The organism is Streptomyces sp. NPDC058685, assembly GCF_042714725.1.
Lineage (GTDB): Bacteria > Actinomycetota > Actinomycetes > Streptomycetales > Streptomycetaceae > Streptomyces.
This window is the reverse complement of the sequence record NZ_JBHXSL010000019.1, coordinates 17,580-38,746: the sequence shown is the minus strand read 5'-3', so window position 1 is coordinate 38,746 and position 21,167 is coordinate 17,580. Positions and strand designations below refer to the sequence as shown.

Sequence of the window (21,167 nt, the reverse complement as noted above, 5' to 3'; positions counted from 1 at the left end):
GCCGGGAAAGTGTCCGGAGCAACTCTGTTCACCACCACCCGGTCCCGCCATTATGGCGCAGTCATGTCAACCGCCAACCGGGGTGCCCACGGCCGGTGTTCGTCGAATGGATGGTCGTGAAACGGTCCCTGATCAGGTTCGTGCCCGCCGCCGTGCTCGTCCTGCTGGCGGGTTCCGCCGTGCTGCCGGCCCAGGCGGCCGAACCGCCCCGCCCCGCGGCCGCGGAGAAGCCGGCTGCGCGGCAGGCGGCGTGGACCCCTCCGCTGAGCACGCGCGGCCGCTACATCGTCGACGCGGAGGGCAACCGGTTCAAGCTGAAGTCGGGCAACTGGCATGGTGCGAGCGGGACCTGGACCGGCTCGGGAAGCCCGGAGAACGCCGCGGACAACCACGCGGGCGAGAAGTCCGACCGTATGCCGCTCGGTCTGGACCGCGCCTCCATGGCCGCGATCGTCTCGGGCTTCCGTGAACTCGGGCTCAACAGCGTGCGGTTGCCGTTCTCCAACGAGATGCTGCGCGACACCCGTCCGGTCGCGGACGCGTCGGTGGCCGCCAACCCGTCGCTGCGCGGCAGGACCCCGCTCCAGGTGTACGACGCGGCCGTCGAGGCACTCACGGGCGCCGGCTTCGCGGTCGTGCTCAACAACCACACCAACACCACAGGCTGGTGCTGCGGCGTCGACGGCAACGAGCGGTGGAACGCGAGCCAGAGCGACGCGACCTGGGAGAACGACTGGCTCTTCATGGCGCGGCGCTACCGAGCCAACCCGCGCGTCGTGGGCGCCGACCTCTACAACGAGGTGCGCCGCTCGGTGTGGGACGACCCCAACTGGGGCCTCGGTGACCGCCACGACTGGTTCGCGGCGACGCAGCGGCTCGGCGACCGCATCCTCCAGGAGGCCAACCCGGATCTGTTGATCGTCGTCGAGGGCATCAACTGGACCGGCATCCCCGTCGACGGCCTGCCGCACGAGCGCCCCACCCTCGAGCCCGTTCAGCGGCTCTCGCACACCCTGGTCAGGTCCGGCAAACTCGTCTACTCCGCGCACTTCTACGACTACACGGGCCCCCGCCACAGCGGCGCGACCGGCACGGGTGAGACCTCGGACAACCGCTACCGGGACTTCACCCGCGCCGAACTCCGCGACGTACTCCACCGACAGGCGTTCTACGTCAGCGGCGAAGGGGACCGGCACTTCACCGCCCCGGTGTGGATCAGCGAGTTCGGCGTCGGCGGCCGGGACGAGCACGGTGAGAAGCAGCGGGCGTGGTTCGAGAACTTCGTCGACTTCCTCGTCCAGGCCGACGCCGACTTCGCGTACTGGCCGCTCGTCGGATGGCACGAGAACCGCAAGGGCAACGGCTGGGCCCTGCTGCACTGGGACGCGGCCGGCGGGCGGATCGGGGTCTTCGACGGTGACGACTGGCGTGCCGGTGCCTGGAGCCGGCTGATCGCCGCCGACGGGCGCACCGGCCAGGTGGCCCCGGTCGACCGCTGGTCGATGCTCAGCCCCGACCACGGGGACTTCGTCCAGTCCCTGCGGATGCGCGCCCTGCCCGACTGGGACTCCGGCGCCCGCAAGGCGGTCTGCCCCGACGGTCAGCGGCTCGTCGGCCTCGGACACACCGGCAACCGAGGGCTGTGCACCGACGCCGGCGCGCGGGACCCGTGGGCCCCGGGCGCAGGTCACGAGGTGGTGCGGGACGAGCGGTACGTCGGCACCGGTGACTGGGCCTCGGGGTACACCAAGCTGGAGTGCCCGCCCCGCCATCTGCTCGTCGGCTACAGCGTCCGTGGGGCTGCCGTCTCCGCCGTCCTGTGCGCGGCCTCCGACGCGGCGCCCGGGGGCGTCGGCCGGACCGTGTGGTTCGACCGCGGCGACAGCCGTCCCGCGGCCGCGAAGGGCGGAGACTTCGCGCAGGGGCGCTACAAGGGGCAGTGCGCGGACGACGAGTACGCGGCCGGTGTCGCGTACACCGGCCGCCTCGGCTCGTCGAGGACGCCCGACGCCCTGCTCTGCAGAAAGCTCCGCTGAGGCCGTCCGGTCGCGGTCAGCGCGACCGGAACTTCCGCAGCGTCTCCTTCGCCTGGGCGCGCTTGCGCGGGTCGGCCGCGGCCCTCCGGCCCTGCTCCATCATCCGGCGTCCCTTGGGACTCCGGGCGAACGACTTGATGCGGTCCAGGATTCCGGCCATGTCTCCTCCAACTGATCACCTATGCGTCACGGAGTGCCTACCCCCGGTCGCCCGGTCGATGTGCGTCGGGAAGAAAGCATCCGCGCTTCGGCCCAGTCCGCTCAGGCGGGGCGGTGGGCGATGACGCCGAACATGGTCACGGACAGATGGAGCGCACCGTGCTCGCCGGCCGCCAGCAGCTGTTCGTAGAGCCGGTCCCGCTGGGGCTCGGTGATCAGCCCGCTGCGGACGGCCGTCTCCCCCAGCATCCTGATCAGCGGCTCCACGGTCTCCAGACGGTCCTGGATGAGGGCCTGAGAGCCCACGTCGTCGATCTCGAACCCCTCGGCCCTCAGCTGACCGACGAGCCGGCGCCCCGCATAGGGGTTCGCCGCGGCGGCGAGCGCGGCAGCGCTCAGGGCCTTCACCACCTCGGGCTCACCGGGGTGCAGGATGGCCGTCGCCCAGTCGGTGTCCAGAAGAGCGACGCGGCCGCCGGGCCGGAGGACACGTGCGATCTCCCCGGCCGCCTTCTGCGGCTCGTCCAGGTGCTGGAACACCCGCTCGCACCACACCAGGTCGACCGAGGCATCATCGAGGGGCAGCGCCAGGGCGTCGCCCTCGGCGAATCGGGCGGTGCTGCCCGCTTCGGCGGTCCGCTGCTCGGCGACCGCACGCAGACCGGGGTTCGGCTCCACGCCCAGCGCATCGCCGCCGGGCGACACCGCCGCGGCGAGCGCCCGCACCTCCGATCCGGTGCCCGTGCCGATGTCGAGCACCCGCTCCCCGGGTCGAGCGTCCAGCCCGCGATGGGCCCAGGCACGCAGGCGGCGCACCCCGGGGGTGCCCTCCTGGGCGTCCAGGGCGGCGACGAGCCGTTCGACGCTCGACGCGGAGATGTTCCCCGCGTGGAACTCGGAGGTCGGTCGGGACTCCCCCATGGCGATTCCTTCCGCAGTGAGCTCACTGGTCGTCCAGCGGGCACGCGGCCGGTTCCTCGCCGGTCGTCGCGTCGGCCACTGCCCTGATCCCATGCTCGCACCCGGGGTGTCCGCCCGTCTGTGGCAGAGTCTCCCCCCATGAACAGCGACGATCTGCTCCTGCGGCGCGCGGAGGACGCGGACGCGGACGAGATGGCCCGCACATGGCTGCGCTCCTTCTCCGCGGCCCTTCCCACGGTGCGAAGGGCGCACAGCGACGACGAGGTACGCGCGTGGTTCACACACGTGGTCGTTCCCCACCACGAGAGCTGGGTCGCGGTCGCCGACGGCTCGGTCGCGGGGCTGCTGGTGCTCGACGGCCCGGAACTCGACCAGCTGTACCTGGATCCGTCGTGGCGGGGCCGCGGGCTGGGCGACCGCCTCGTGGGGCTGGCCAAGCGACAGCGCCCCGAGGGGCTGGCGCTGTGGACGTTCCAGGTCAACGGGCCGGCGGGACGGTTCTACGAACGCCACGGCTTCACGGAGGTGGAGCGCACCGACGGCTCGCGCAACGAGGAGCGGGAGCCGGACGTCCGCTACCTCTGGAAGCCGGGGTCGTAGGCAGGGACTCCGGCCGCACCGGCCGGCCGGAGTCGCCGTTTCCCGGGGCTCGCCGGAGTCGCCGTTTCCCGGGGCTCGCCGGAGTCGCCGTTTCCCGGGGCTCGGAGGTCCCAGAAGGCCCGCGGTCCCAGCAGCCACGCGGTCTCAGAAGGCCCGCGGCACCGTCGCGAACGGCGGCAGGGTGAACCAGACCGGGACCGCCCTGCGCAACGCCTCGGGGCCCTGCACCGCGACCGCACCCGAGCGCAGGGCCTCGGCCCAGGCCAGGTCGCCTCGCCAGATCTCGATCATGCGCCGCAGGGCGGCGGAAACCGTGACAGTCACGTCGAACCCCGGGTCGCGGTCGCAGACGTCCGCCTCGGTCGGCGTGATCACCAGCCACCAGTCCCGTACCGGGAGGGGCACGTCCGAGAACAGGAACCGGATCACGGACCGGCCGTCGGGTACGGCTCCGTGGTCGACGCGGCGGTGCATGTCCCACAGCAACAGTTTCGGGTCGAGATCCTTGTCGCCGAGCTCACCGATCCAGCGCACCCCCCAGACGCTCAGCGCCTCGATCACCGGACGCAGCTCCTCGCCGGCCGGCGTCAGGACGTACCGGACCTCGTGCCCCACCGCGCGCCGCTCCACGATTCCGGCGCGCACCAGCTGCTGAAGCCGTTTCGAGAGCAGCGTGGGGGACATCCGCGGCACCCCGCGGCGCAGCTCGTTGAAGTGTTCGGTGCCGGTCATCAGCTCCCGTACGACCAGCAGCGTCCAGCGTTCGTCGAGCAGCTCCATCGCCTTGGCGACGGGGCAGAACTGGTAGTACGAGGACCCCATAGGGGCAGGCTACGACCGGTCCGGTGACCCGACCACCGACGGCGGCGGCGGATACGGCTTCCGTCCCCGGCGCCGCTGGTACAGATTCCGTACTAGGGGCGGTGGCCGTTCGTTTCCTACGCTCGATACAGGGCGCCGGCCAGTCTCCGTCCGGCGCGAGAGCCGAGGAGAGCCGTCATGACCGAAGCCACCGAAGCCACCGAAGCCGCCGAGGCCGACCGCGCGCTGAAGACCAGACACCGGAAGATGTGGGCGCTGGGCGACTACTCCGCCGTGGCGGCGGAGCTCATTCCGGATCTCGGCGCGACCCTCGTCGAGGCGTGTGCTGTACGGAGCGGGCAGCGGGTGCTGGACATCGCCGCCGGTACGGGAAACGTCGCGATTCCCGCCGCCCTCACCGGGGCCGAGGTCGTCGCCAGTGACCTCACGCCGGAGCTGATGGACGTCGGGCGCAAGCTCGCTGTCGAACGCGGGGCCGAGGTGGAGTGGCGGGAGGCAGACGCCGAGGCCCTGCCGTTCGCCGACGGTGAGTTCGACACGGTGATGTCGTGTCTCGGCGTCATGTTCGCGCCCCACCATCAGGCCGCCGCGGACGAACTGGTCCGGGTCTGCCGGACGGGCGGCACCATGGGCCTGATCTGCTGGACCCCGGAGGGCTTCGTCGGGCAGATGTTCGCGGCGATGAAGCCGTACGCCCCCAAGCCGCCTCCCGGTGCGCAGCCCCCGCCTCTGTGGGGTCAGGAAGCTCATGTCCGCGAACTCCTCGGCGACCGGGTGACGGACTTGGAGGCACGACGGCAGACCGTGCGGATCGGCCTTTTCGACAGGCCCGACGCGTTCCGTGAGTACTTCAAGGCGAACTACGGGCCGACCGTCGCCACCTACCGGAACATCGCGGACGACGCCGAGAAGGTCGCGGCGCTCGACCGCGACCTCGACGACCTCGCCCTGCGCCACGCGGACGCCTCCGGGACCACCGCGCTGGACTGGGAGTACCTCCTCGTCACCGCCCGCAGAAGGGCCTGAGGCCCCGCGGGGGCGTCACCGGGAGCGGTACCACTCGACGGTCGCCGCCACCGCCTCCGCGTGCGGTGTGGGTTCGAACGGCCCCAGCGCGGTACCGAACTTCGAGCTGTCGACGACGAAGGGAGCGCTGAACTGGTAGGCCGTTTCCCGCAGTTCGCGCAGCATCGGTGAGAACAGGCCGCCCACGGCGAGCACGGCCGGTCCCGCGACGGCGATCCGGGCCGGCACGGGTCGCCCGGCGGCCTCGGCGGCGAGATCGGTGAACTGCCGGGCGGTCAGCGCTTCGTCGGCCGGCAGGTGCCAGACCTGACCGTCCGCCTCGGGGCGGTCGGCGAGCGTGACGAGCCCGCGCGCGATGTCCGGCAGGTAGTGCAGCGTGTGCGGCTGGACCGTACTGCCGAGCCACTGGGGCTTCCTGCCGGCCAGGAGACGCCCGAACAGGGTCTCGCCCGCTGTGGAGTTGGTGCCTCGCGGCCCGTAGTAGTCCGACGCCCGGCCGATCGCGACCCGCACCCGGCCCGCGCGGTGTGCGTCGAGCAGTTCGGCAGCCATCTCTGTGCGGGTCCGTCCCTTGCGGCCCCGCGCCGCGGCCGGGAGGTCCTCGTGGAGGGGCCCGTCGACGGGCCCGTAGGAGTACAGATTGTCGGCGAACACCAGCTTGGCGCCCGCGGACTCGGCGGCGGCGAGCACCGAGCGGGTCAGCGGGGGGAACAGCTCGGGCCATTGGGTGTACGCAGGGGCGGCGCAGTGGTGGACGACCGTTGCCCCGGCGGCCGCCGAAGCGGCCTGGGCCGGGTCGGCGGCGTCGGCGGCGACTCCCTCGGCACCTTCCGGAGCACGGCCACCGCGGCTCACGGCCCGCACCGGGCGTCCATGGCGCAGCAGTTCGGCCACCACCGCGCTCCCGATCGCACCGGTGGCGCCGAACACCACATGAAGCCCATCGCCGGGCGAGGTCATCGCAGCTCCTCGAAGGTCGGTCACCGCACGGTCGCGGTTCCGTCCAGTCTCCATGATCCGCGCGGCGGACGGGTCAGGACGGTCAGGGCGCCAACTGCCCTTCCACATCGGCGACTTCGGGACCTGTACTCCCGGCCGGCATCTTCCAGCGGTAGGAAGCACGCACGCCGTCCGTGTAGACGATCCTGCCGCTCCCGGCCTGCGCGGGAGTGAGGTCGAAGACCTTGGCGGCCATCCGCGTGGCGCCCGGTTCGACGGGGCCGGAGCTGTCGTATCCGTCGAGGGCGACTCGGCCGGCGTTGCCGTTGCCGGCGGGGATCGTCTGCCCGTCGGGCGTCAGCCACTCCCAGCCACCGCCGGCGGCCGGCAGTTCCTCGGAGGCAGGGTTCGCGCTCAGCGACTTCTGCTTCATCGTCACGACGGCGAAGACGCCGGACTGCGGTGTCGCTCCGGCGCCTTGGTCGGCATAGACCACGGACGACGGAGTGATCTCCAGGATGCCGACGGTCCTGGCGCCCACGGTCCGGGACGGCTCGCCGAGGTCGAGAGCGGCGGGCCCGGAGTCCGCGGGGCCCGGCTCACCGGCGGGTGTGGGTGTGGCGGATGCCGGTGTGGCGGGCGCCGTGGGCAGCGGTCGTGTCGTGGACGGCGCCGCGTCACCGCCGCCGGCCTCGGCGCCGCCCTCACATGCGGTCAGGGCGAGGCAGGTGGCGGCGGTGACGACAGCGGCGAACAGGGTCTTGCGCATGGTGTCCCCCCAAGGCTTCGGTACGCAGAGCGAAGGTACCGCCACATAGGGGGCGCACGGGGCGATCGTCACGGTGTCGGTACGTATGGGGCCCGGCCGTGACAGATCCACCGTCCGCGGGCGGACACGTCTGCGGCCGTTCCCGGCGACGGCAGGCGGGCGGAGTCGTCACGGATCCGGCACCCACGGGGGCACAAGATCACCCGCGGTCCGACAGGTCTCAGGGGCGCCCCGCCGCAGAGACCTCCTCCCCGGCGGGCACCGGCCCCGGGGGTGTGCCGTCGCCGAAGGGCCGTCCGCCCAGCTCCTCGCGGTGGTGCGGGGTCAGCCACCCCGACGTGTCCGGTCCCAGCGGCACGATCTTCGTCGGGTTGATGCCTTCGTGCACCTGGTAGTAGTGCCGCTTGATGTGGTCGAAGTCGACGGTGTCGCCGAAGCCGGGCGTCTGGAAGAGGTCCCGGACGTACGCCCACAGCACCGGGTCCTCGGTCAGCTTCGAGCGGTTGCACTTGAAGTGACCGTGGTAGACGGCGTCGAAGCGCACGAGCGTGGTGAACAGCCGGATGTCCGCCTCCGTGATCGTCTCCCCCATGAGGTAGCGCCTGTCCGACAGCCGCTCGGAGACCAGATCGAGCTGCCGGAACACGTCGTGGTAGGCGGTCTCGTACTCCTTCTGTTCCGAGGCGAAACCGGCCCGGTAGACACCGTTGTTGACGTTCCGGTAGATACCGCCCATCACCTCGTCCATCTCGTCGCGGAGCCGCTCGGGGTAGAGGTCGGGGGCGCCGGGGCGGTGCAGCTCCGTCCACTCCGTCGCGAAGTCCAGGGTGATCTGTTGGTAGTCGTTGGTGACGAGCTCGCCGGAGGGGACGTCCACGACCGCCGGTACGCTCACGCCGCCCGGGTAGTCCTTCTCGCGCGCGTCGTACGCCTCGCTGAGGAAGCGGATCCCGAGCACGGGGTCGCGGTCGTCCGGGTCGAGGGTGAAGCGCCAGCTGCGATCGTCCTGGATCGGGTCGGTGACGGCGAGGGACACCGCGCTCTCCAGTCCGAGGAGCCGCCGGGAGACGAGCGCGCGGCTCGCCCAGGGGCAGGCACGGCTCACCACCAGGCGGTAGCGGCCCGCCTCCACCGGCCAGCCGTCCCTCCCGTCAGCGGTGATGCGGTCGGCGAAATGACTGGTGGACCGCTTGAAGGGCTTCTTCCCGTACCCGGCGTTGCCCCCCTGGCCGTCGCGCGTGCTGCCGTCACTGTCGGTGGGGCGGCTCATGTCCTGTCTCCTTACGGTCTGCGTCCTGCCGCACGGCCGGGTGCGGACGTGCGCTGTACGCATGCCCAGTCTGCGCCGCGCCCTGCCCTCTCGCGGGTCCCCGCACGGGGTGACAAGGGTTTTCCCCGTATCGGGTTCATCTCGGCGTTCCCTACTGTCTGCCGAACCGGCGGATCTCGTGCCCCGACTCGTTGATGTCAGGTGCATGGAAATCAGGGGTTTCGCCGGTGGCGGCCCTTGACCAGGGGCCGTTTGCGACGGCGGGGGGCGCACGGGCGTACCCGGCCCAGGGAATCGCGGGTCGCACCCCCACAGCGAACCGCGATTCCCGCGCCGTCCGCCGCGCTCCGCGCCGTCATCTGAAGGGGAACACCTTGAACGGTTCCAGACGGAGACTCATAGCCGTCGTGGCTGCGAGTGCCACGATCGCCGCCGTGGCCGCCACGTCCTCCGTAGCCCTCGCCGCCACCCCGACCCCCTCGCCGAAGCCGGCTCCGGCCTCGCAGGCCATGGCCGGCCTGCCGGTCTCGCCGGTCGAGAAGGTCATCGTCACCTACAAGGCGACCTCGGCGGAGGCACGTTCCAACACCGCCGCCGCCGGTGACGCGACCGCCAAGGGCTCCGCGACCGGCGAGAGCCTTGCCTTCGAGCGCCGGCTCGCCGGCGGTGCCGCCCTGGTGGACCTGGGCGGCGAGACCTCGAAGAAGGACCTCACCGAGGTCATGAACGCCTTCCGCGGTGACCCCTCGGTGGCGTCCGTCGAACCCGACATCCGCGCCTACGCGATGGCGGTCACACCCGACGACACCGAGTACGCCAAGCAGTGGGACCTGTTCGAGGCCACCGGCGGCATGAACGTGCCCGGCGCCTGGGACAAGACCACCGGCAGCGGTGTCACGGTCGCCGTCATCGACACCGGCTACGCCACCCACTCCGACGTCGCGGGCAACGTGGTATCGGGCTACGACTTCATCTCCTCCTCCGCGGACGCCCGCGACGGCAACGGCCGGGACAACAACGCCAAGGACGAGGGCGACTGGAACGCCACCGACGGCGAGTGCGGTGCGGGCTCCAAGGCGAGCAACTCGTCCTGGCACGGTACGCACGTCGCGGGCACCGTGGCGGCGACCACGAACAACACCAAGGGCGTCGCCGGCATCGCGTACAACGCGAAGATCCAGCCCGTCCGTGTGCTCGGCAAGTGCGGCGGCTCCTCCGCGGACATCGCCGACGCGATCACCTGGGCCTCGGGCGGCAGCGTGCCCGGCGTCCCGGCCAACGCCACCCCGGCGAAGGTCATCAACCTGAGCCTCGGCGGTTCGAGCGCCACCTGCCCGAGCGTCTACCAGAACGCGATCAACGGCGCCGTCTCCCGCGGCACCACGGTCGTCGTCGCGGCCGGCAACAGCAACGCGAACGCCTCCGGCTTCACCCCCGCGAACTGCGCCAACATCATCAACGTGGCCTCCACCAGCCGCGAGGGCAACCGGTCGTTCTACTCGAACTTCGGCACCAGCGTCGATGTGGCCGCGCCCGGCGGTGAGACCCGTCGCGCCACCGACACCCCCGGTACCGTGACGACGCCCGAGAACGGCATTCTCTCCACCCTGAACTCCGGTACCACCACGCAGTCGGCGGAGAACTACAAGCCCTACCAGGGCACTTCGATGGCCGCCCCGCACATCGCCGGTCTCGCCGCGCTGCTGGAGTCGGCCAAGCCGGCCCTGACGCCCGCCGACATCGAGTCCGCGATCAAGGCCAACGCCCGTGCGCTGCCCGGCACGTGCACCGGCGGCTGCGGCACCGGCATCGCCGACGCCACCAAGACCGTGAACGCCGTGACGACCACGACCCCCGGTGGCGCGACCTTCACCAACGCCGCGGACGTCACGATCAACGACAACGCGACCGTGAGCTCCACGATCGCCGTCTCGGGCCGCTCGGGCAACGCCCCCGCCGCGCTCAAGGTCGCCGTCGACATCAAGCACACCTGGCGCGGCGACCTCGTCGTCGATCTGGTCGCCCCCGACGGCACCGTGCGCAACCTGAAGGCGTCCTCGTCCTCCGACAGCGCCGACAACGTCGTGGCGACCTACACCGTCGACGCCTCCAGCGAGGTCGCCAACGGAATGTGGAAGCTGCAGGTCCGCGATGTGGCCTCGGGTGACACCGGTTACATCGACTCCTGGAGTCTCACCTTCTGAGCACCCGCACCACAGCAGCACAGGGCTGGTCAGGGGCGCGTTCGCGGCACATTCCGCGGGCGCGCCCCGCCGCTGTTCCCGGACCTCGCGTCCGAATGTCGGACGCGGGGCCTGGACTGCCGTGGCCTGATTCGTATGCTCTGCACTCACAGGCAGAGACCTGCGCAGGTCACAAGGGGGGTGAAGGGCGTGACGACGACGGTTCACCGCCCCGCGCCGGTGGGGCGGGCCGAGCTCCTCGCCCGGCTCGAGCGGGTCCTGAACACCCGAGGGCGCGCGCTCCTCACCGGTCCCGCCGGAATCGGCAAGACGGAGATGGCCCTGGCCGCCGCCGCACAGGCCGAGTCCCGCGGCGAGACCGTGCTCTGGCTGGCCACGCTCCCCGCCGACCGGGACATACCCGGAGCGGCGGCGGCCGCTCTCCTCGCCTCCGTCCGCGCGTCCGTCTCATGGCCCGCCGCCCCGTCGCCCGCCGGGCCCGGCGGTCCCGGACCGGTCGACGCACTCGAAGCACTGCCAGGACCGCAGCGCAGCGCCGTCGCCATGCTGTGCCGCGAGGCGCCCATCCCCGAAGGTGGTTGGGACCCCATCGCGCTGCGGCTCGCCCTGGCCCAGATCCTGCGGACCCTCGCCGCGCAGGCTCCGGTCCTGCTCGTCGTCGACGGCGTCCAGCACATCGACGCCGACAGCGCGGACCTGCTGCGCTTCGCGCTGCATCTGGCTCCGCCGGCGCTGCGGGTCATCGCCGCCGAGACCCCTTCCGCGTACTCCCCCACCGCTCCGGGACCCGGCGAGCCCCCGCAGGACCCGTCGGGCCCCGAAGCCCTGTGGGTGCCCTCCGAGGCCGATGTGCTGTTCGTGCCGGCCCTGCACGCCGACGAGATCGCCGAACTGCTCGTCCACCACCGGCTGCCGTCCCGGATGGCCGGCCGTATTCACCGGGCCAGCGGCGGCAACCCCCGTCTCGCGCTCGCCGTCGGCCGTTCGCTCGCCGACGCCCGGACACCGGTCCACCACGCCGAGGCACTGTCGCTGTCGGGCCGCGCCCGCGACCTCGCCCGGCAGCTCCTGGGCGCCGCGTCCCCGGCCGTACGCGGCACCCTGCTGCTCGCCGCCCTGGCGCTGCGGCCGACGGCGGCCCTGATCCGCCGCGCGGGCCGTGCCACGGCAGAGGCCGACCTCGCCGCCGCCGAGCGGGCGAACCTCATCACGCTCACCGAGGACGGCACCGTCGCCTTCAGCGCCGGCGTCCTGCCGTCCACCCTCGTGCACGACGCCTGCTGGAACGAGCGCAGCGCGGGACACACCGCACTGGCCCGCGTGGTCAACGACCCCGTCGAAGCGGTGCGGCACCGGGCGCTGGCCGCCGACGCGCCCGACGAGCACCTCGCGCACGAGGTGGCCGCGGCGGCGGACACCGCGCGGCGCCGCGGCAACAGCGCCCTGGCCGCCGAACTGGCCCTGCTCGCCGCGGAGTCGACACCCGTCGAGCACGGCGGACAGCGGATAGCGCGGCTCGTGGACGCGGCCGAGGAGGCCGCGCGGGCGGCACGCGCGGATCTCGCGATGCGCGCCGCCACCGATCTGCTGGCCCGTGACGCCACCCCCGCCGACCGGGTGCGCGCACGCCTCGCTGTGCTGGACACGGCGGGCCAGGGGCTCGGCGACCTCGACGAGACCTATGTGCACGCCATGGAGGACTCGGAGGACGACACGGCCCTGCGCGCGGCCGTCCAGCTCCGGCTGGCGGTCAAGTACGTGCTCGCCGACGGCGATCCCGTCCGCTCCCGCGCGGCCGCCGTCGAATCGGCCCGGCTCGCCGCATCGGTGGGCGACCGGCAGACGGCGACCCGGGCCCTGACGGTGCAGGCGCGCATGGAACGGGTCCTCGGCTCCGCGGAGGAGCAGCGGGTGCTCGCGGAGGCGCGCGCGCTCGAACTGGTCGACCGCCCGCTCGGCATCCGCAACGCGGCCCAGATCCTGACGATCCGTCATGCCCTGTTCGACGACCGGCTCACCGACGCCCGCGATCAGCTGAACGCACTGCTGCCTCTCGTGGAGCGGCGGGGCACGGTCGAGGACGCCATCGAACTCTTCCGTACGCTCGCGGAGATCGAGGCCCGCCAGGGCCTGTGTGCCGCGGCGGTGGCCCACGCCGGACGGTCCCTCGCCCTGACCCTGGAAGCCGGGCTGTCCCCGGGGCCCGCCTGGTACGCCCTGGCCCTCGCCGAGACCGCGGGCGGCAGTTTCGCGCGCGCCGCGAGCTACGCCCGGCGCAGCGTCCAGGCGTCCGAGGAGGAGGGCGACCGGGTCTTCCTCTCCCGCAGTCTCTACGCGCTCGGACGGGTCCAACTCGTCGCAGGCGACGTGACGGACGCCGTGGAGACGCTGCGCCGTGTCCGCGCGGACGAGCAGGCCCAGTCGACCGTCGACCCGTCGATGCTGCGCTGGCACGAGGAGTTGGCGGAGGCTCTGGTCGCCGCCGACGCCCCGGAAGAGGCCGCCTTCCTCCTGGCCGGTGTCCGCCCGGTGGCCGAACGGCTCGGCCGGACGACGGTGCTGCTGGGCTGCGACCGGGCGTACGCGCTGTATCTGGCGGCGAGCGGCAAGCCCGAGGAGGCGGCGGAGCTGCTGACGGAGACCGCCGAGCGGTTCGACGCGGCGGGCCTGCCACTGGAGCGGGGGCGCGCTCTCGTCGCGCTGGCCCGCGTCGAGCGTCGCCGCCGACGGCGCTCCTCCGCACAGAACGCCCTCCAGACGGCCGCCGCCGTCTTCGAACGCACGGGAGCACTGCCCTGGCTGGCGCTGGCGGCGGAGACACCGTCCCGCTCGGCCGAGCCCGATCCTGCCCGAGGCGGCGCTCCGAACTCCCTGACGGAGGCGGAGCTGCGTCTCGCGGCACTGGTCCGCGAGGGCGCCAGCAACCAGGAGGCGGCGGCGAAGCTCTACCTCAGCGTGAAGACGGTCGAGGCCCGCCTGACCCGCATCTACCAGAAGCTGGACGTCCGTTCGCGTGCACAGCTGGCGACCGCGCTCAACTCCTGGCCCGCGCACCGTCCGCCGCCGGAGACGACGGACGGCCCGGCGGGCCCCTGAGGAGCGCGCCGGACCGTCCACGGTGTGCGTCAGCCGAGCTCGATGAGCAGATCGCCCGCCTCGACCTGCTGGATCCTGCCGATCGCGAGCCTGCTCACGGTGCCCGCGCTCTGGGCGGTGATGGACGCCTCCATCTTCATCGCCTCGATGGTGGCGACCGTCTGACCGGCGTCCACCGAATCACCCTCGGCGACCTGGAGCGTGACCACTCCGGCGAACGGCGCCGCGACATGGCGCTCGTTGCCGCGCTCCGCCTTCTCCGCCGCCTTGACCTCGGTCGCGACGGACTCGTCCCGCACGGCCACCGGCCGCAACTGCCCGTTGAGGGTGGCCATGACCGTACGGAACCCCCGCTCGTCGGCCTCGGAGATGGCCTCCAGCTCGATCAGCAGGGTCACTCCGGGTTCCAGGGTGACCGTGTGCTCGGTCTCCGGCTCCAGGCCGTAGAGGAAGTCCCGCGTCGGCAGGACCGAGGTGTCGCCGTAGGACTCGCGGTGCGCCTCGAACTCCTTGGTCGGGCCGGGGAACAGCAGCCGGTTCAGGGTCGCCCTGCGCGTCTGAGCAAGCCCGCGCCGGTCCTCGTCGTCGAGGGTCGGGGCGTCCGCCTTCTCCGGTCGACCGTGCAGCGCGCGGGTGCGGAAGGGCTCCGGCCACCCGCCGGGCGGGTCGCCCAGCTCACCGCGGAGAAAGCCGATCACCGAGTCCGGCACGTCGAACTTGCCGGGGTCGGACTCGAAGTCCGAGGCCTCCACGCCCGCGCCGACCAGATGCAGCGCCAGGTCGCCCACGACCTTCGACGACGGGGTCACCTTCACCAGGCGGCCCAGCATCCGGTCGGCCGCGGCGTAGCAGTCCTCGATCAGTTCGAACCGGTCGCCGAGGCCGAGCGCGATGGCCTGCTGGCGCAGGTTCGACAACTGGCCGCCGGGAATCTCGTGGTGGTAGATCCGGCCGGTGGGCGAGGCGAGACCGGACTCGAACGGTGCGTAGACCTTCCGGGTCGCCTCCCAGTACGGCTCCAGGTCGCCGACGGCCTGGAGCGAGAGCCCGGTGGCCCGCTCGCTGTGGTCGGTGGCGGCGACCAGCGCCGACAGCGGCGGCTGGCTGGTGGTGCCCGCCATCGACGCGACGGCGGCGTCCACGGCGTCCACTCCCGCGTCGATCGCGGCGATCAGCGTCGCGAGCTGTCCGCCCGCCGTGTCGTGGGTGTGCAGGTGCACCGGCAGGTCGAACCGCTCCCGCAGGGCGGTCACCAGGGTGCGGGCGGCCGGCGGCCGCAGCAGGCCCGCCATGTCCTTGATGGCCAGGACGTGCGCCCCGGCCTCGACGATCTCCTCGGCGAGGCGCAGGTAGTAGTCCAGCGTGTAGAGGGTCTCGGCGGGGTCGGAGAGATCGGCGGTGTAGCAGAGGGCGACTTCCGCCAGGGCCGTGCCCGTGGCCCGCACCGCGTCGATCGCCGGCCGCATCTGGTTGACGTCGTTGAGGGCGTCGAAGATGCGGAAGATGTCCATACCGGTCGCCGCGGCCTCGGCCACGAACGCCTCGGTCACCTCGGTCGGATAGGGCGTGTAGCCGACGGTGTTGCGGCCGCGCAGCAGCATCTGCGTACAGATGTTGGGCACCGCTTCGCGCAGTTGGGCGAGCCGCTCCCAGGGGTCCTCGGCGAGGAAGCGCAGCGCCACGTCGTAGGTCGCTCCGCCCCAGCACTCCAGGCTGAGCAGTTCCGGGGCCGTCCGGGCGACGTAGGGGGCGACGGCGAGCAGATCGCGGGTCCGCACCCGGGTCGCGAGCAGTGACTGATGCGCGTCACGGAACGTCGTGTCGGTGACGGCCACGGCCTTCTGCCTGCGCAGTTCGGCGGCGAACGCCTCCGGTCCGAGAGCCGCGAGGCGCTGCCGGGAGCCGTCGGGCGCCGGTGTGGTGAGGGAGACGGCGGGCAGCTTGTCGACGGGGTCGATGACCTGCGGCCGCGGGCCGTGAGGCCGGTTGACGGTCGTCTCCGCGAGATACGTGAGCATACGGCTGCCGCGGTCGGCGGAGGGGCGTGCCCGGATGAGCTCCGGGTGCTCGTCGATGAAGCTCGTGGTGATACGGCCGGCCCGGAAGTCGGGGTGGTCGAGCACGGCGCCGAGGAAGGGCAGATTGGTGGACACACCGCGGATGCGGAACTCGGCGATGGCGCGGCGCGCTCGACGGGCGGCGTTCGCGAAGTCATGCCCGTGGCAGGTCAGCTTGACGAGCATCGAGTCGAAGTGCGCCGACACCTCCGCACCGGTGTGCACGGTGCCGCCGTCGAGCCGTACGCCGGGGCCGCCCGGCGACCGGTAGGCGGAGATGGTGCCGGTGTCGGGCCGGAAGCCGTTGGCCGGGTCCTCGGTGGTGATGCGGCACTGGAGCGCGGTGCCGTTCAGCTCGATGTCGTCCTGGGTCAGCCGCAGTTCCGGCAGCGACATCCCGGCCGCGATGCGCAGCTGCCCGATCACCAGGTCGCGGCCGGTGACCTGCTCGGTGACGGTGTGCTCCACCTGGATGCGGGGGTTCATCTCGATGAAGACGTGGTTGCCGCGCTCGTCGACGAGGAACTCGACGGTGCCCGCGTTCACATAGCCGATGTGCCGGGCGAAGGCGACGGCGTCGGCGCAGATGCGCGCCCGCAGTTCGGGGTCCAGATTCGGGGCCGGGGCGATCTCGACGACCTTCTGGTGGCGCCGCTGCACCGAGCAGTCCCGCTCGTACAGGTGCACCACATTGCCCTCGGCGTCGGCGAGGATCTGCACCTCGATGTGGCGGGGGTTCACGACCGCCTGCTCGAGGAAGACCGTGGCGTCACCGAACGCGGACTGCGCCTCGCGCATGGCCGCGTCGATGGATTCGCGCAGCTCGCCGGGCTCGGCGACCCGGCGCATGCCCCGGCCGCCGCCGCCCGCGACCGCCTTGACGAAGACGGGGAAACCGATGTCCTCGGAAGCCGCCACGAGCGTGTCCACGTCGGTGGTGGGCTCCGACGACTTGAGGACCGGCACGCCGGCCTCCTTCGCCGCCGCGACGGCACGGGCCTTGTTGCCGGTCAGATGCAGGACCGAGGCCGGGGGCCCGACGAAGGTGATGCCCGCTTCCGCGCAGGCGGCGGCCAGGTCGGGATTCTCCGAGAGGAATCCGTAGCCGGGGTAGATCGCGTCGGCCCCCGCCTTCTGGGCGGCCTTGACGACCTCGTCCACGGACAGATAGGCCCGTACGGGATGGCCGGGTTCACCGATCTGATACGCCTCGTCCGCTTTGGCCCGGTGCAGTGAGTTGCGGTCCTCGTGCGGAAAGACCGCCACCGTGGAGATGCCGAGCTCGAACGCAGCGCGGAACGCGCGAATGGCGATCTCACCGCGGTTGGCGACCAATACCTTGCCGAACATCAAACTCCCCAGTCGTGTCGCGGGCCGGCGGCCTCGGGACGGGCGCTGTCGCCACCGGAGCCTCGGGCGTCCGGTGCCCTCGTGGAGGGTGTCGTCGTGGACGGTGTCGATGAGTTCGCTGATCGGTGCACCACGCTGTGCACCGCACCGGCCGACGTCGGGTGACGGGAGGCCGGAGCGTGGCCACCGTACCGGACGACCTGCGACGGATCGCGAAGCCGGTGACGACCGGTGCGCGTAAGTTACCGGCCGGTTCGTCCAGCTCGCAACGGATGTCGCCGTGGGATGACCAACACCGCCCGCCTGTTTCAGACGTCGTAGCCCGGGGGCAGACGCAGGTGTTGCAGATCGGCCGGGACCGGTTCCGAGGCCGGCCACAGACGCGCGGGGTCGCCCGCCGCCGCGGCCGCCGGAGCGTCCGTGAGCCCCATCCGGTCCCGCAGCCGGCCGTAGAAGTCGGTCGGTCCGAGCCGGATCACCCGCAGCCGGCGCTCGGCGGCGAAGACGCCGATCCAGTCGCCGGGGTCGAGCAGCCCCCGCAGCTGACCGTCGACGCTCACCGCGGCCCGTCCGGAGTGCGGCAGGACCCGCAGCCCGATCGGCTCGTCGGGGGCCGCGACGACGGACCGGTTGAAGGTCATGTGCGGGGCGACCGGAGTGAACACCACGGCCTCGGCGAACGGCGAGACGACCGGACCGCCGGCGGCGAAGCTGTAGGCGGTGGACCCGGTGGGGGTCGCGACCAGGACGGCGTCCGCGGAGTACGAGGCGAGCAGCCGCCCCGAGACGTAGACCCCCAGAGCGACCTGGCGGTCGCGGACGAGCTTCTCCACCACGACGTCGTTGACCGCCCGGACGTGCAACGACACGCCCCACCCGCCCTGATCGGACTCGTCGGGGACGACCGGAGGCGGAAGCATCGGGCCCCGGCCGTAGCAGAGCACCGTCTCCATCTCCTGAGGCAGTTGGAGGCGACGTGAGGCCCGCATGGTGAGCAGCATGCGGGTCTCCACCCGGGCGCGCCCGGCGTGTACGGCGTCGAGTGCCCGGCGGACGTCCGCCGCCGGGACCTCGGTGAGGAAACCCACCGTGCCCAGGTCCACCCCGAGGACGAGCGCGTCGCTCTCGGCGGCCAGCCGGGCTCCCCGCAGGAAGGTGCCGTCGCCGCCCAGGGTGACGATCAGATCGGGATGCCCGGCGGCGTCGACCTCCTCACGTGCGCTGTGCCGCTGCTCGCCCTCGTTCCACACGTCGATCTCGGTGCAGGCGATGCCGTGCTCCGCGCACCAGGCGATCACGACATCGGCCGCCGCCACGGCCTCGGGGCGCCCCCGGTGCACCACGAGTCCCACTCGCTTCACTGTCATGTCGTGTCCTCTCCGGTGGTACGCCTCGCACGATCAACGATCAGAGAGGTGCGCGGAGTGGACGCGGCGCGCCGCAGGCGGCTGGATGAGCCGTGCACGTTCACCCGGTAGTCGGCGGCACGGCGTCCGGCCGGCGCCGCGGTGCGGCGCCGGCCGGTGAGGTGCGCCCCGGGGCCCGTTCCGGAGGCACGTTCCCGCGGCCGGTGGGGCGGACATGCCCGACCCGCCGGACCTGCTCTACGGGAAGTTGGCGACGACCGAGGGCACGGTCGACGTTCCCGAGGTGGGTGAGCCGGTGTTGTTGATGACGTGCTCGTACTGCCCGTTGCCGCTGAGCGAGACGACGAGCAGGCCGTGGAATCTCACGCCCGGTTTCACCGGGGCCTGGAAGCCGTGGTCCTGCCGGATCGTCGGGTCGACGTTGTAGTAGCAGTAGCTGCCCATCCCCCAGCCCTCGTGCGTGTTCACCGAGTCGGCGACCTTGTAGGCCGCGTATCCCTTGGTGGCGCCGTTCTGGATGGCGGCCTGGTTGGGTGCGTCGTACGCCTTCTCGTTCTGGAAGAAGATCGTTCTGCCGCGTTCGCCGTACCACTCCACGTCGTACTTGTTGAAGTGCTCGACGAACAGTCCGGTGGCCAGCACGTCGTCACCGCCCACCCGGACCCCGTAGTCGGCGCGGTTGGTCTCCCAGCCCACACCGTCGCCGTGGTCGGCGCGCCACACCCAGGTGTGGTCGATGATCGCGTCGTCGCTGTTGACGACCATGCTGGTGGTGGCCTTGCCGGGGCCCGCCCCGCCGACGCGGATGAACACGTCCTGGACGGTCGTCGGGTTCACCGCGTGATCGGCCGACGATCCGGCCGGACCGACCTCCAGCAGGGTCGGGGAGTTGACCGGGCCCGCGTCGATGAGGAAGCCGGCCAGCTTCACACCGTCCACGTCGGCCACCTTCATGGCGGTCACACCGTTGTCCGGAATGATCGTGGCGAGTCCGAGACCGAGCACGATCGTGTTGGCACGGTTCACGTTGATCGTGCTGTCGACGTGGTACACGCCGGGAGTGAACAGCAGGTGCAACCCCTGGTCGAGTGCCGCGTTGATGGTGGCCGCGGTGGCACCGGGCTTGACGACGTAGAACCTGCTCAGCGGGATCGACTCGCCCTGCGGCGTGCCGTTGCCCCACGAGGTGCCGCGGGCGCCCACCCGCTTGGCGGGCGCGAACACCTTGTACTCGTCGCCGTCGAGGTACAGGAACGGCTTCTCGCGTGAGACCGGGGTGGTCTCCAGCGTGGTGTAGGGCGGGTTGGGGAAGCTCTGCGCCGGTGCCCCCTGTACACCGGAGAAGGTCATGTTCCACACGCCGTTGGTCCAGCCGCCGACCGAGCTGTCACGGGTGTACCACTGCTGCTGCGAGTACGGGCCGACGGTGCCGTCGATCTTGCTGTCGGCGATGTAGCCGCCGCTGGCCCAGCCGTAACCGCTCGGCGCGAGGTTGAGCCCGCCCTTGACGTGCATACGCCGGAAGGGCGCCGCCTGGGAGACCGCCCAGCGGTTGGTGCCGTTGACCGGGTTGACCGCGAGATTCTCGGCCGAGCGCCAGAAGTTCTGGGTGGCGTTGCCGTTGAACCAGCCGGCGTCGACGGTCACGTCCCCGTTGAAGGTGGTGTCGTCCGGGTTCAGCCCGAGGCCCGAGATGGACGTGTAGAAGCCGATCTGGGCGTTGATGTTGTTGTACGTGCCGGGCTTGAAGAGCAGTTGGTAGCGGCTGCTGCCGAACTGCGCCGACTCCTGCTGCCGGAAGATCTGGTCGAGCCTGCCCTGGATGTTCGGGGTGGACGGGTCGAAGACGACGACGTTGGGGCCGAGGTCACCGCCGCCCGGTATCTGCGGGCCGCCGTCCGTCGTCCCGTAGACCTTGAACTCCCAGAGCGAGTAGCCGTACTGGGTGGCACGGGCCGTGCCGTACACCCGGACGTAGCGCGCGGTGCCGGAGACGTTGAGCGTCTCGGTGCCGCCGGTGGCGGTGGTGGTCGAGTGCGCCGTGGTCCAGCTGGTCCCGTTGGTGGAGAACTCGACACGGTACGCCTTCGCGTAGGCCGTCTCCCAGGCGAGGACGACCTGGTTCACCGTGGCGCTCGTGCCGAGGTCGACCTGGATCCACTGCGGGTCGCTGAACGCGCTCGCCCACCGGGTGCCGTTGTCGCCGTCCACCGCGGCGGATGCGGGTGTTCCGCCGTTCTCCTGGCTGGAGGCGGTCACCGTCTTGCCCTGGGAGAGCAGGACGGGCGCCGCGTGCGCCGACGTGGCGGGCAGGATGCCGAGCAGGGTCGCGACGAGGGCGGTGATGACGAGTGCCGTCAGCGTGCGGTACCGCGCGGGGCCGGCGGGGGGGCGCAGGGGTCTGGCGAGGGTGGCGGGCATCAGCGGCTCCTGTGATGTCAGGGGTGGGGGCGAACGCGCGCATGAGAGAGCGCTCTCTCACCGTTGTCGATGCTCAACCTGTCAGACAGCCGCGTCAAGACTTGTGCACACGATCGTTCGTCAACTGCCT

14 protein-coding genes are annotated in these 21,167 nt (G+C 71.9%); 5 read left to right on the top strand and 9 right to left on the bottom strand.

From position 1 onward, the window contains the following. Positions 1 to 110: 110 nt before the first annotated feature. Positions 111 to 2,036 (top strand): glycoside hydrolase family 5 protein, encoded by a 1,926-nt coding sequence (locus tag ACFWU3_RS17860; RefSeq protein WP_384438071.1) that lies wholly within the window; start codon positions 111 to 113, stop codon positions 2,034 to 2,036. 16 nt (positions 2,037 to 2,052) lie between these two features. Here ACFWU3_RS17860 and ACFWU3_RS17855 read toward each other — a convergent pair whose 3' ends face one another. Next, positions 2,053 to 2,196, bottom strand: coding sequence for a hypothetical protein (locus ACFWU3_RS17855; RefSeq protein ID WP_384437865.1), 144 nt, complete (start codon positions 2,194 to 2,196; stop codon positions 2,053 to 2,055). A gap of 101 nt (positions 2,197 to 2,297) precedes the next feature. After that, complete coding sequence (locus ACFWU3_RS17850; RefSeq protein ID WP_384437862.1) at positions 2,298 to 3,116, bottom strand: methyltransferase domain-containing protein; 819 nt, start codon at positions 3,114 to 3,116, stop codon at positions 2,298 to 2,300. A 138-nt stretch (positions 3,117 to 3,254) separates the two neighbouring features. On the opposite strand from ACFWU3_RS17850, the gene ACFWU3_RS17845 reads away from it, so the two are divergent. Further along, positions 3,255 to 3,716 carry a GNAT family N-acetyltransferase gene (locus ACFWU3_RS17845; protein ID WP_384437859.1) on the top strand — a complete coding sequence of 154 codons (462 nt, stop codon included), beginning with the start codon at positions 3,255 to 3,257 and terminating at the stop codon, positions 3,714 to 3,716. A 144-nt stretch (positions 3,717 to 3,860) separates the two neighbouring features. Here ACFWU3_RS17845 and ACFWU3_RS17840 read toward each other — a convergent pair whose 3' ends face one another. Further along, on the bottom strand, positions 3,861 to 4,538 hold the full coding sequence (locus ACFWU3_RS17840; protein ID WP_384437856.1) for a winged helix-turn-helix transcriptional regulator: 678 nt from the start codon (positions 4,536 to 4,538) through the stop codon (positions 3,861 to 3,863). Between the two features lie 177 nt (positions 4,539 to 4,715). On the opposite strand from ACFWU3_RS17840, the gene ACFWU3_RS17835 reads away from it, so the two are divergent. Then, entirely contained in the window at positions 4,716 to 5,564 is an 849-nt protein-coding gene (locus tag ACFWU3_RS17835; protein WP_384437853.1) for a class I SAM-dependent methyltransferase, read from the top strand. Between the two features lie 15 nt (positions 5,565 to 5,579). On the opposite strand, the gene ACFWU3_RS17830 is transcribed toward ACFWU3_RS17835, so the two are convergent. The 3 genes from ACFWU3_RS17830 to ACFWU3_RS17820 all read right to left on the bottom strand — a co-directional run bounded on the left by ACFWU3_RS17830 (position 5,580) and on the right by ACFWU3_RS17820 (position 8,542). Continuing rightward, positions 5,580 to 6,524, bottom strand: a complete 945-nt coding sequence (locus ACFWU3_RS17830; RefSeq protein ID WP_384437850.1) for an NAD-dependent epimerase/dehydratase family protein — start codon at positions 6,522 to 6,524, stop codon at positions 5,580 to 5,582. Positions 6,525 to 6,606: 82 nt separating this feature from the next. After that, a complete protein-coding gene (locus tag ACFWU3_RS17825) occupies positions 6,607 to 7,272 on the bottom strand; it encodes a hypothetical protein (protein ID WP_384437847.1) in 666 nt (221 codons plus the stop codon). Between the two features lie 220 nt (positions 7,273 to 7,492). After that, the gene (locus ACFWU3_RS17820; protein ID WP_384437845.1) at positions 7,493 to 8,542 is read right to left on the bottom strand and encodes a glutathione S-transferase family protein; all 1,050 of its coding nucleotides are present in this window, start codon (positions 8,540 to 8,542) and stop codon (positions 7,493 to 7,495) included. A gap of 509 nt (positions 8,543 to 9,051) precedes the next feature. Between ACFWU3_RS17820 and ACFWU3_RS17815 the strand changes: the two genes are divergently transcribed. Then, the gene (locus ACFWU3_RS17815; protein ID WP_384438068.1) at positions 9,052 to 10,746 is read left to right on the top strand and encodes a S8 family serine peptidase; all 1,695 of its coding nucleotides are present in this window, start codon (positions 9,052 to 9,054) and stop codon (positions 10,744 to 10,746) included. Between the two features lie 189 nt (positions 10,747 to 10,935). Further along, on the top strand, positions 10,936 to 13,842 hold the full coding sequence (locus tag ACFWU3_RS17810; protein WP_384437841.1) for an AAA family ATPase: 2,907 nt from the start codon (positions 10,936 to 10,938) through the stop codon (positions 13,840 to 13,842). Between the two features lie 29 nt (positions 13,843 to 13,871). Here ACFWU3_RS17810 and ACFWU3_RS17805 read toward each other — a convergent pair whose 3' ends face one another. The 3 genes from ACFWU3_RS17805 to ACFWU3_RS17795 all read right to left on the bottom strand — a co-directional run bounded on the left by ACFWU3_RS17805 (position 13,872) and on the right by ACFWU3_RS17795 (position 21,037). Beyond that, on the bottom strand, positions 13,872 to 17,249 hold the full coding sequence (locus ACFWU3_RS17805) for a pyruvate carboxylase (protein ID WP_384437838.1): 3,378 nt from the start codon (positions 17,247 to 17,249) through the stop codon (positions 13,872 to 13,874). 308 nt (positions 17,250 to 17,557) lie between these two features. Further along, positions 17,558 to 18,616, bottom strand: a complete 1,059-nt coding sequence (locus ACFWU3_RS17800) for an NAD(+)/NADH kinase (protein ID WP_384437835.1) — start codon at positions 18,614 to 18,616, stop codon at positions 17,558 to 17,560. A 237-nt stretch (positions 18,617 to 18,853) separates the two neighbouring features. Continuing rightward, positions 18,854 to 21,037 (bottom strand): discoidin domain-containing protein, encoded by a 2,184-nt coding sequence (locus ACFWU3_RS17795; RefSeq protein WP_384437832.1) that lies wholly within the window; start codon positions 21,035 to 21,037, stop codon positions 18,854 to 18,856. Between the last annotated feature and the right edge of the window lie 130 nt (positions 21,038 to 21,167).

Excerpts from the sequence above, each read along its gene's own strand:
- ACFWU3_RS17795 (WP_384437832.1), bottom strand. The coding sequence starts at position 21,037 with ATGCCCGCCACCCTCGCCAGACCCCTGCGCCCCCCCGCCGGCCCCGCG.
- ACFWU3_RS17855 (WP_384437865.1), bottom strand. The coding sequence starts at position 2,196 with ATGGCCGGAATCCTGGACCGCATCAAGTCGTTCGCCCGGAGTCCCAAG.
- ACFWU3_RS17860 (WP_384438071.1), top strand. The coding sequence starts at position 111 with ATGGTCGTGAAACGGTCCCTGATCAGGTTCGTGCCCGCCGCCGTGCTC.
- ACFWU3_RS17830 (WP_384437850.1), bottom strand. The coding sequence starts at position 6,524 with ATGACCTCGCCCGGCGATGGGCTTCATGTGGTGTTCGGCGCCACCGGT.
- ACFWU3_RS17825 (WP_384437847.1), bottom strand. The coding sequence starts at position 7,272 with ATGCGCAAGACCCTGTTCGCCGCTGTCGTCACCGCCGCCACCTGCCTC.
- ACFWU3_RS17820 (WP_384437845.1), bottom strand. The coding sequence starts at position 8,542 with ATGAGCCGCCCCACCGACAGTGACGGCAGCACGCGCGACGGCCAGGGG.
- ACFWU3_RS17840 (WP_384437856.1), bottom strand. The coding sequence starts at position 4,538 with ATGGGGTCCTCGTACTACCAGTTCTGCCCCGTCGCCAAGGCGATGGAG.
- ACFWU3_RS17805 (WP_384437838.1), bottom strand. The coding sequence starts at position 17,249 with ATGTTCGGCAAGGTATTGGTCGCCAACCGCGGTGAGATCGCCATTCGC.
- ACFWU3_RS17850 (WP_384437862.1), bottom strand. The coding sequence starts at position 3,116 with ATGGGGGAGTCCCGACCGACCTCCGAGTTCCACGCGGGGAACATCTCC.
- ACFWU3_RS17800 (WP_384437835.1), bottom strand. The coding sequence starts at position 18,616 with ATGACAGTGAAGCGAGTGGGACTCGTGGTGCACCGGGGGCGCCCCGAG.
- ACFWU3_RS17845 (WP_384437859.1), top strand. The coding sequence starts at position 3,255 with ATGAACAGCGACGATCTGCTCCTGCGGCGCGCGGAGGACGCGGACGCG.
- ACFWU3_RS17835 (WP_384437853.1), top strand. The coding sequence starts at position 4,716 with ATGACCGAAGCCACCGAAGCCACCGAAGCCGCCGAGGCCGACCGCGCG.
- ACFWU3_RS17815 (WP_384438068.1), top strand. The coding sequence starts at position 9,052 with ATGGCCGGCCTGCCGGTCTCGCCGGTCGAGAAGGTCATCGTCACCTAC.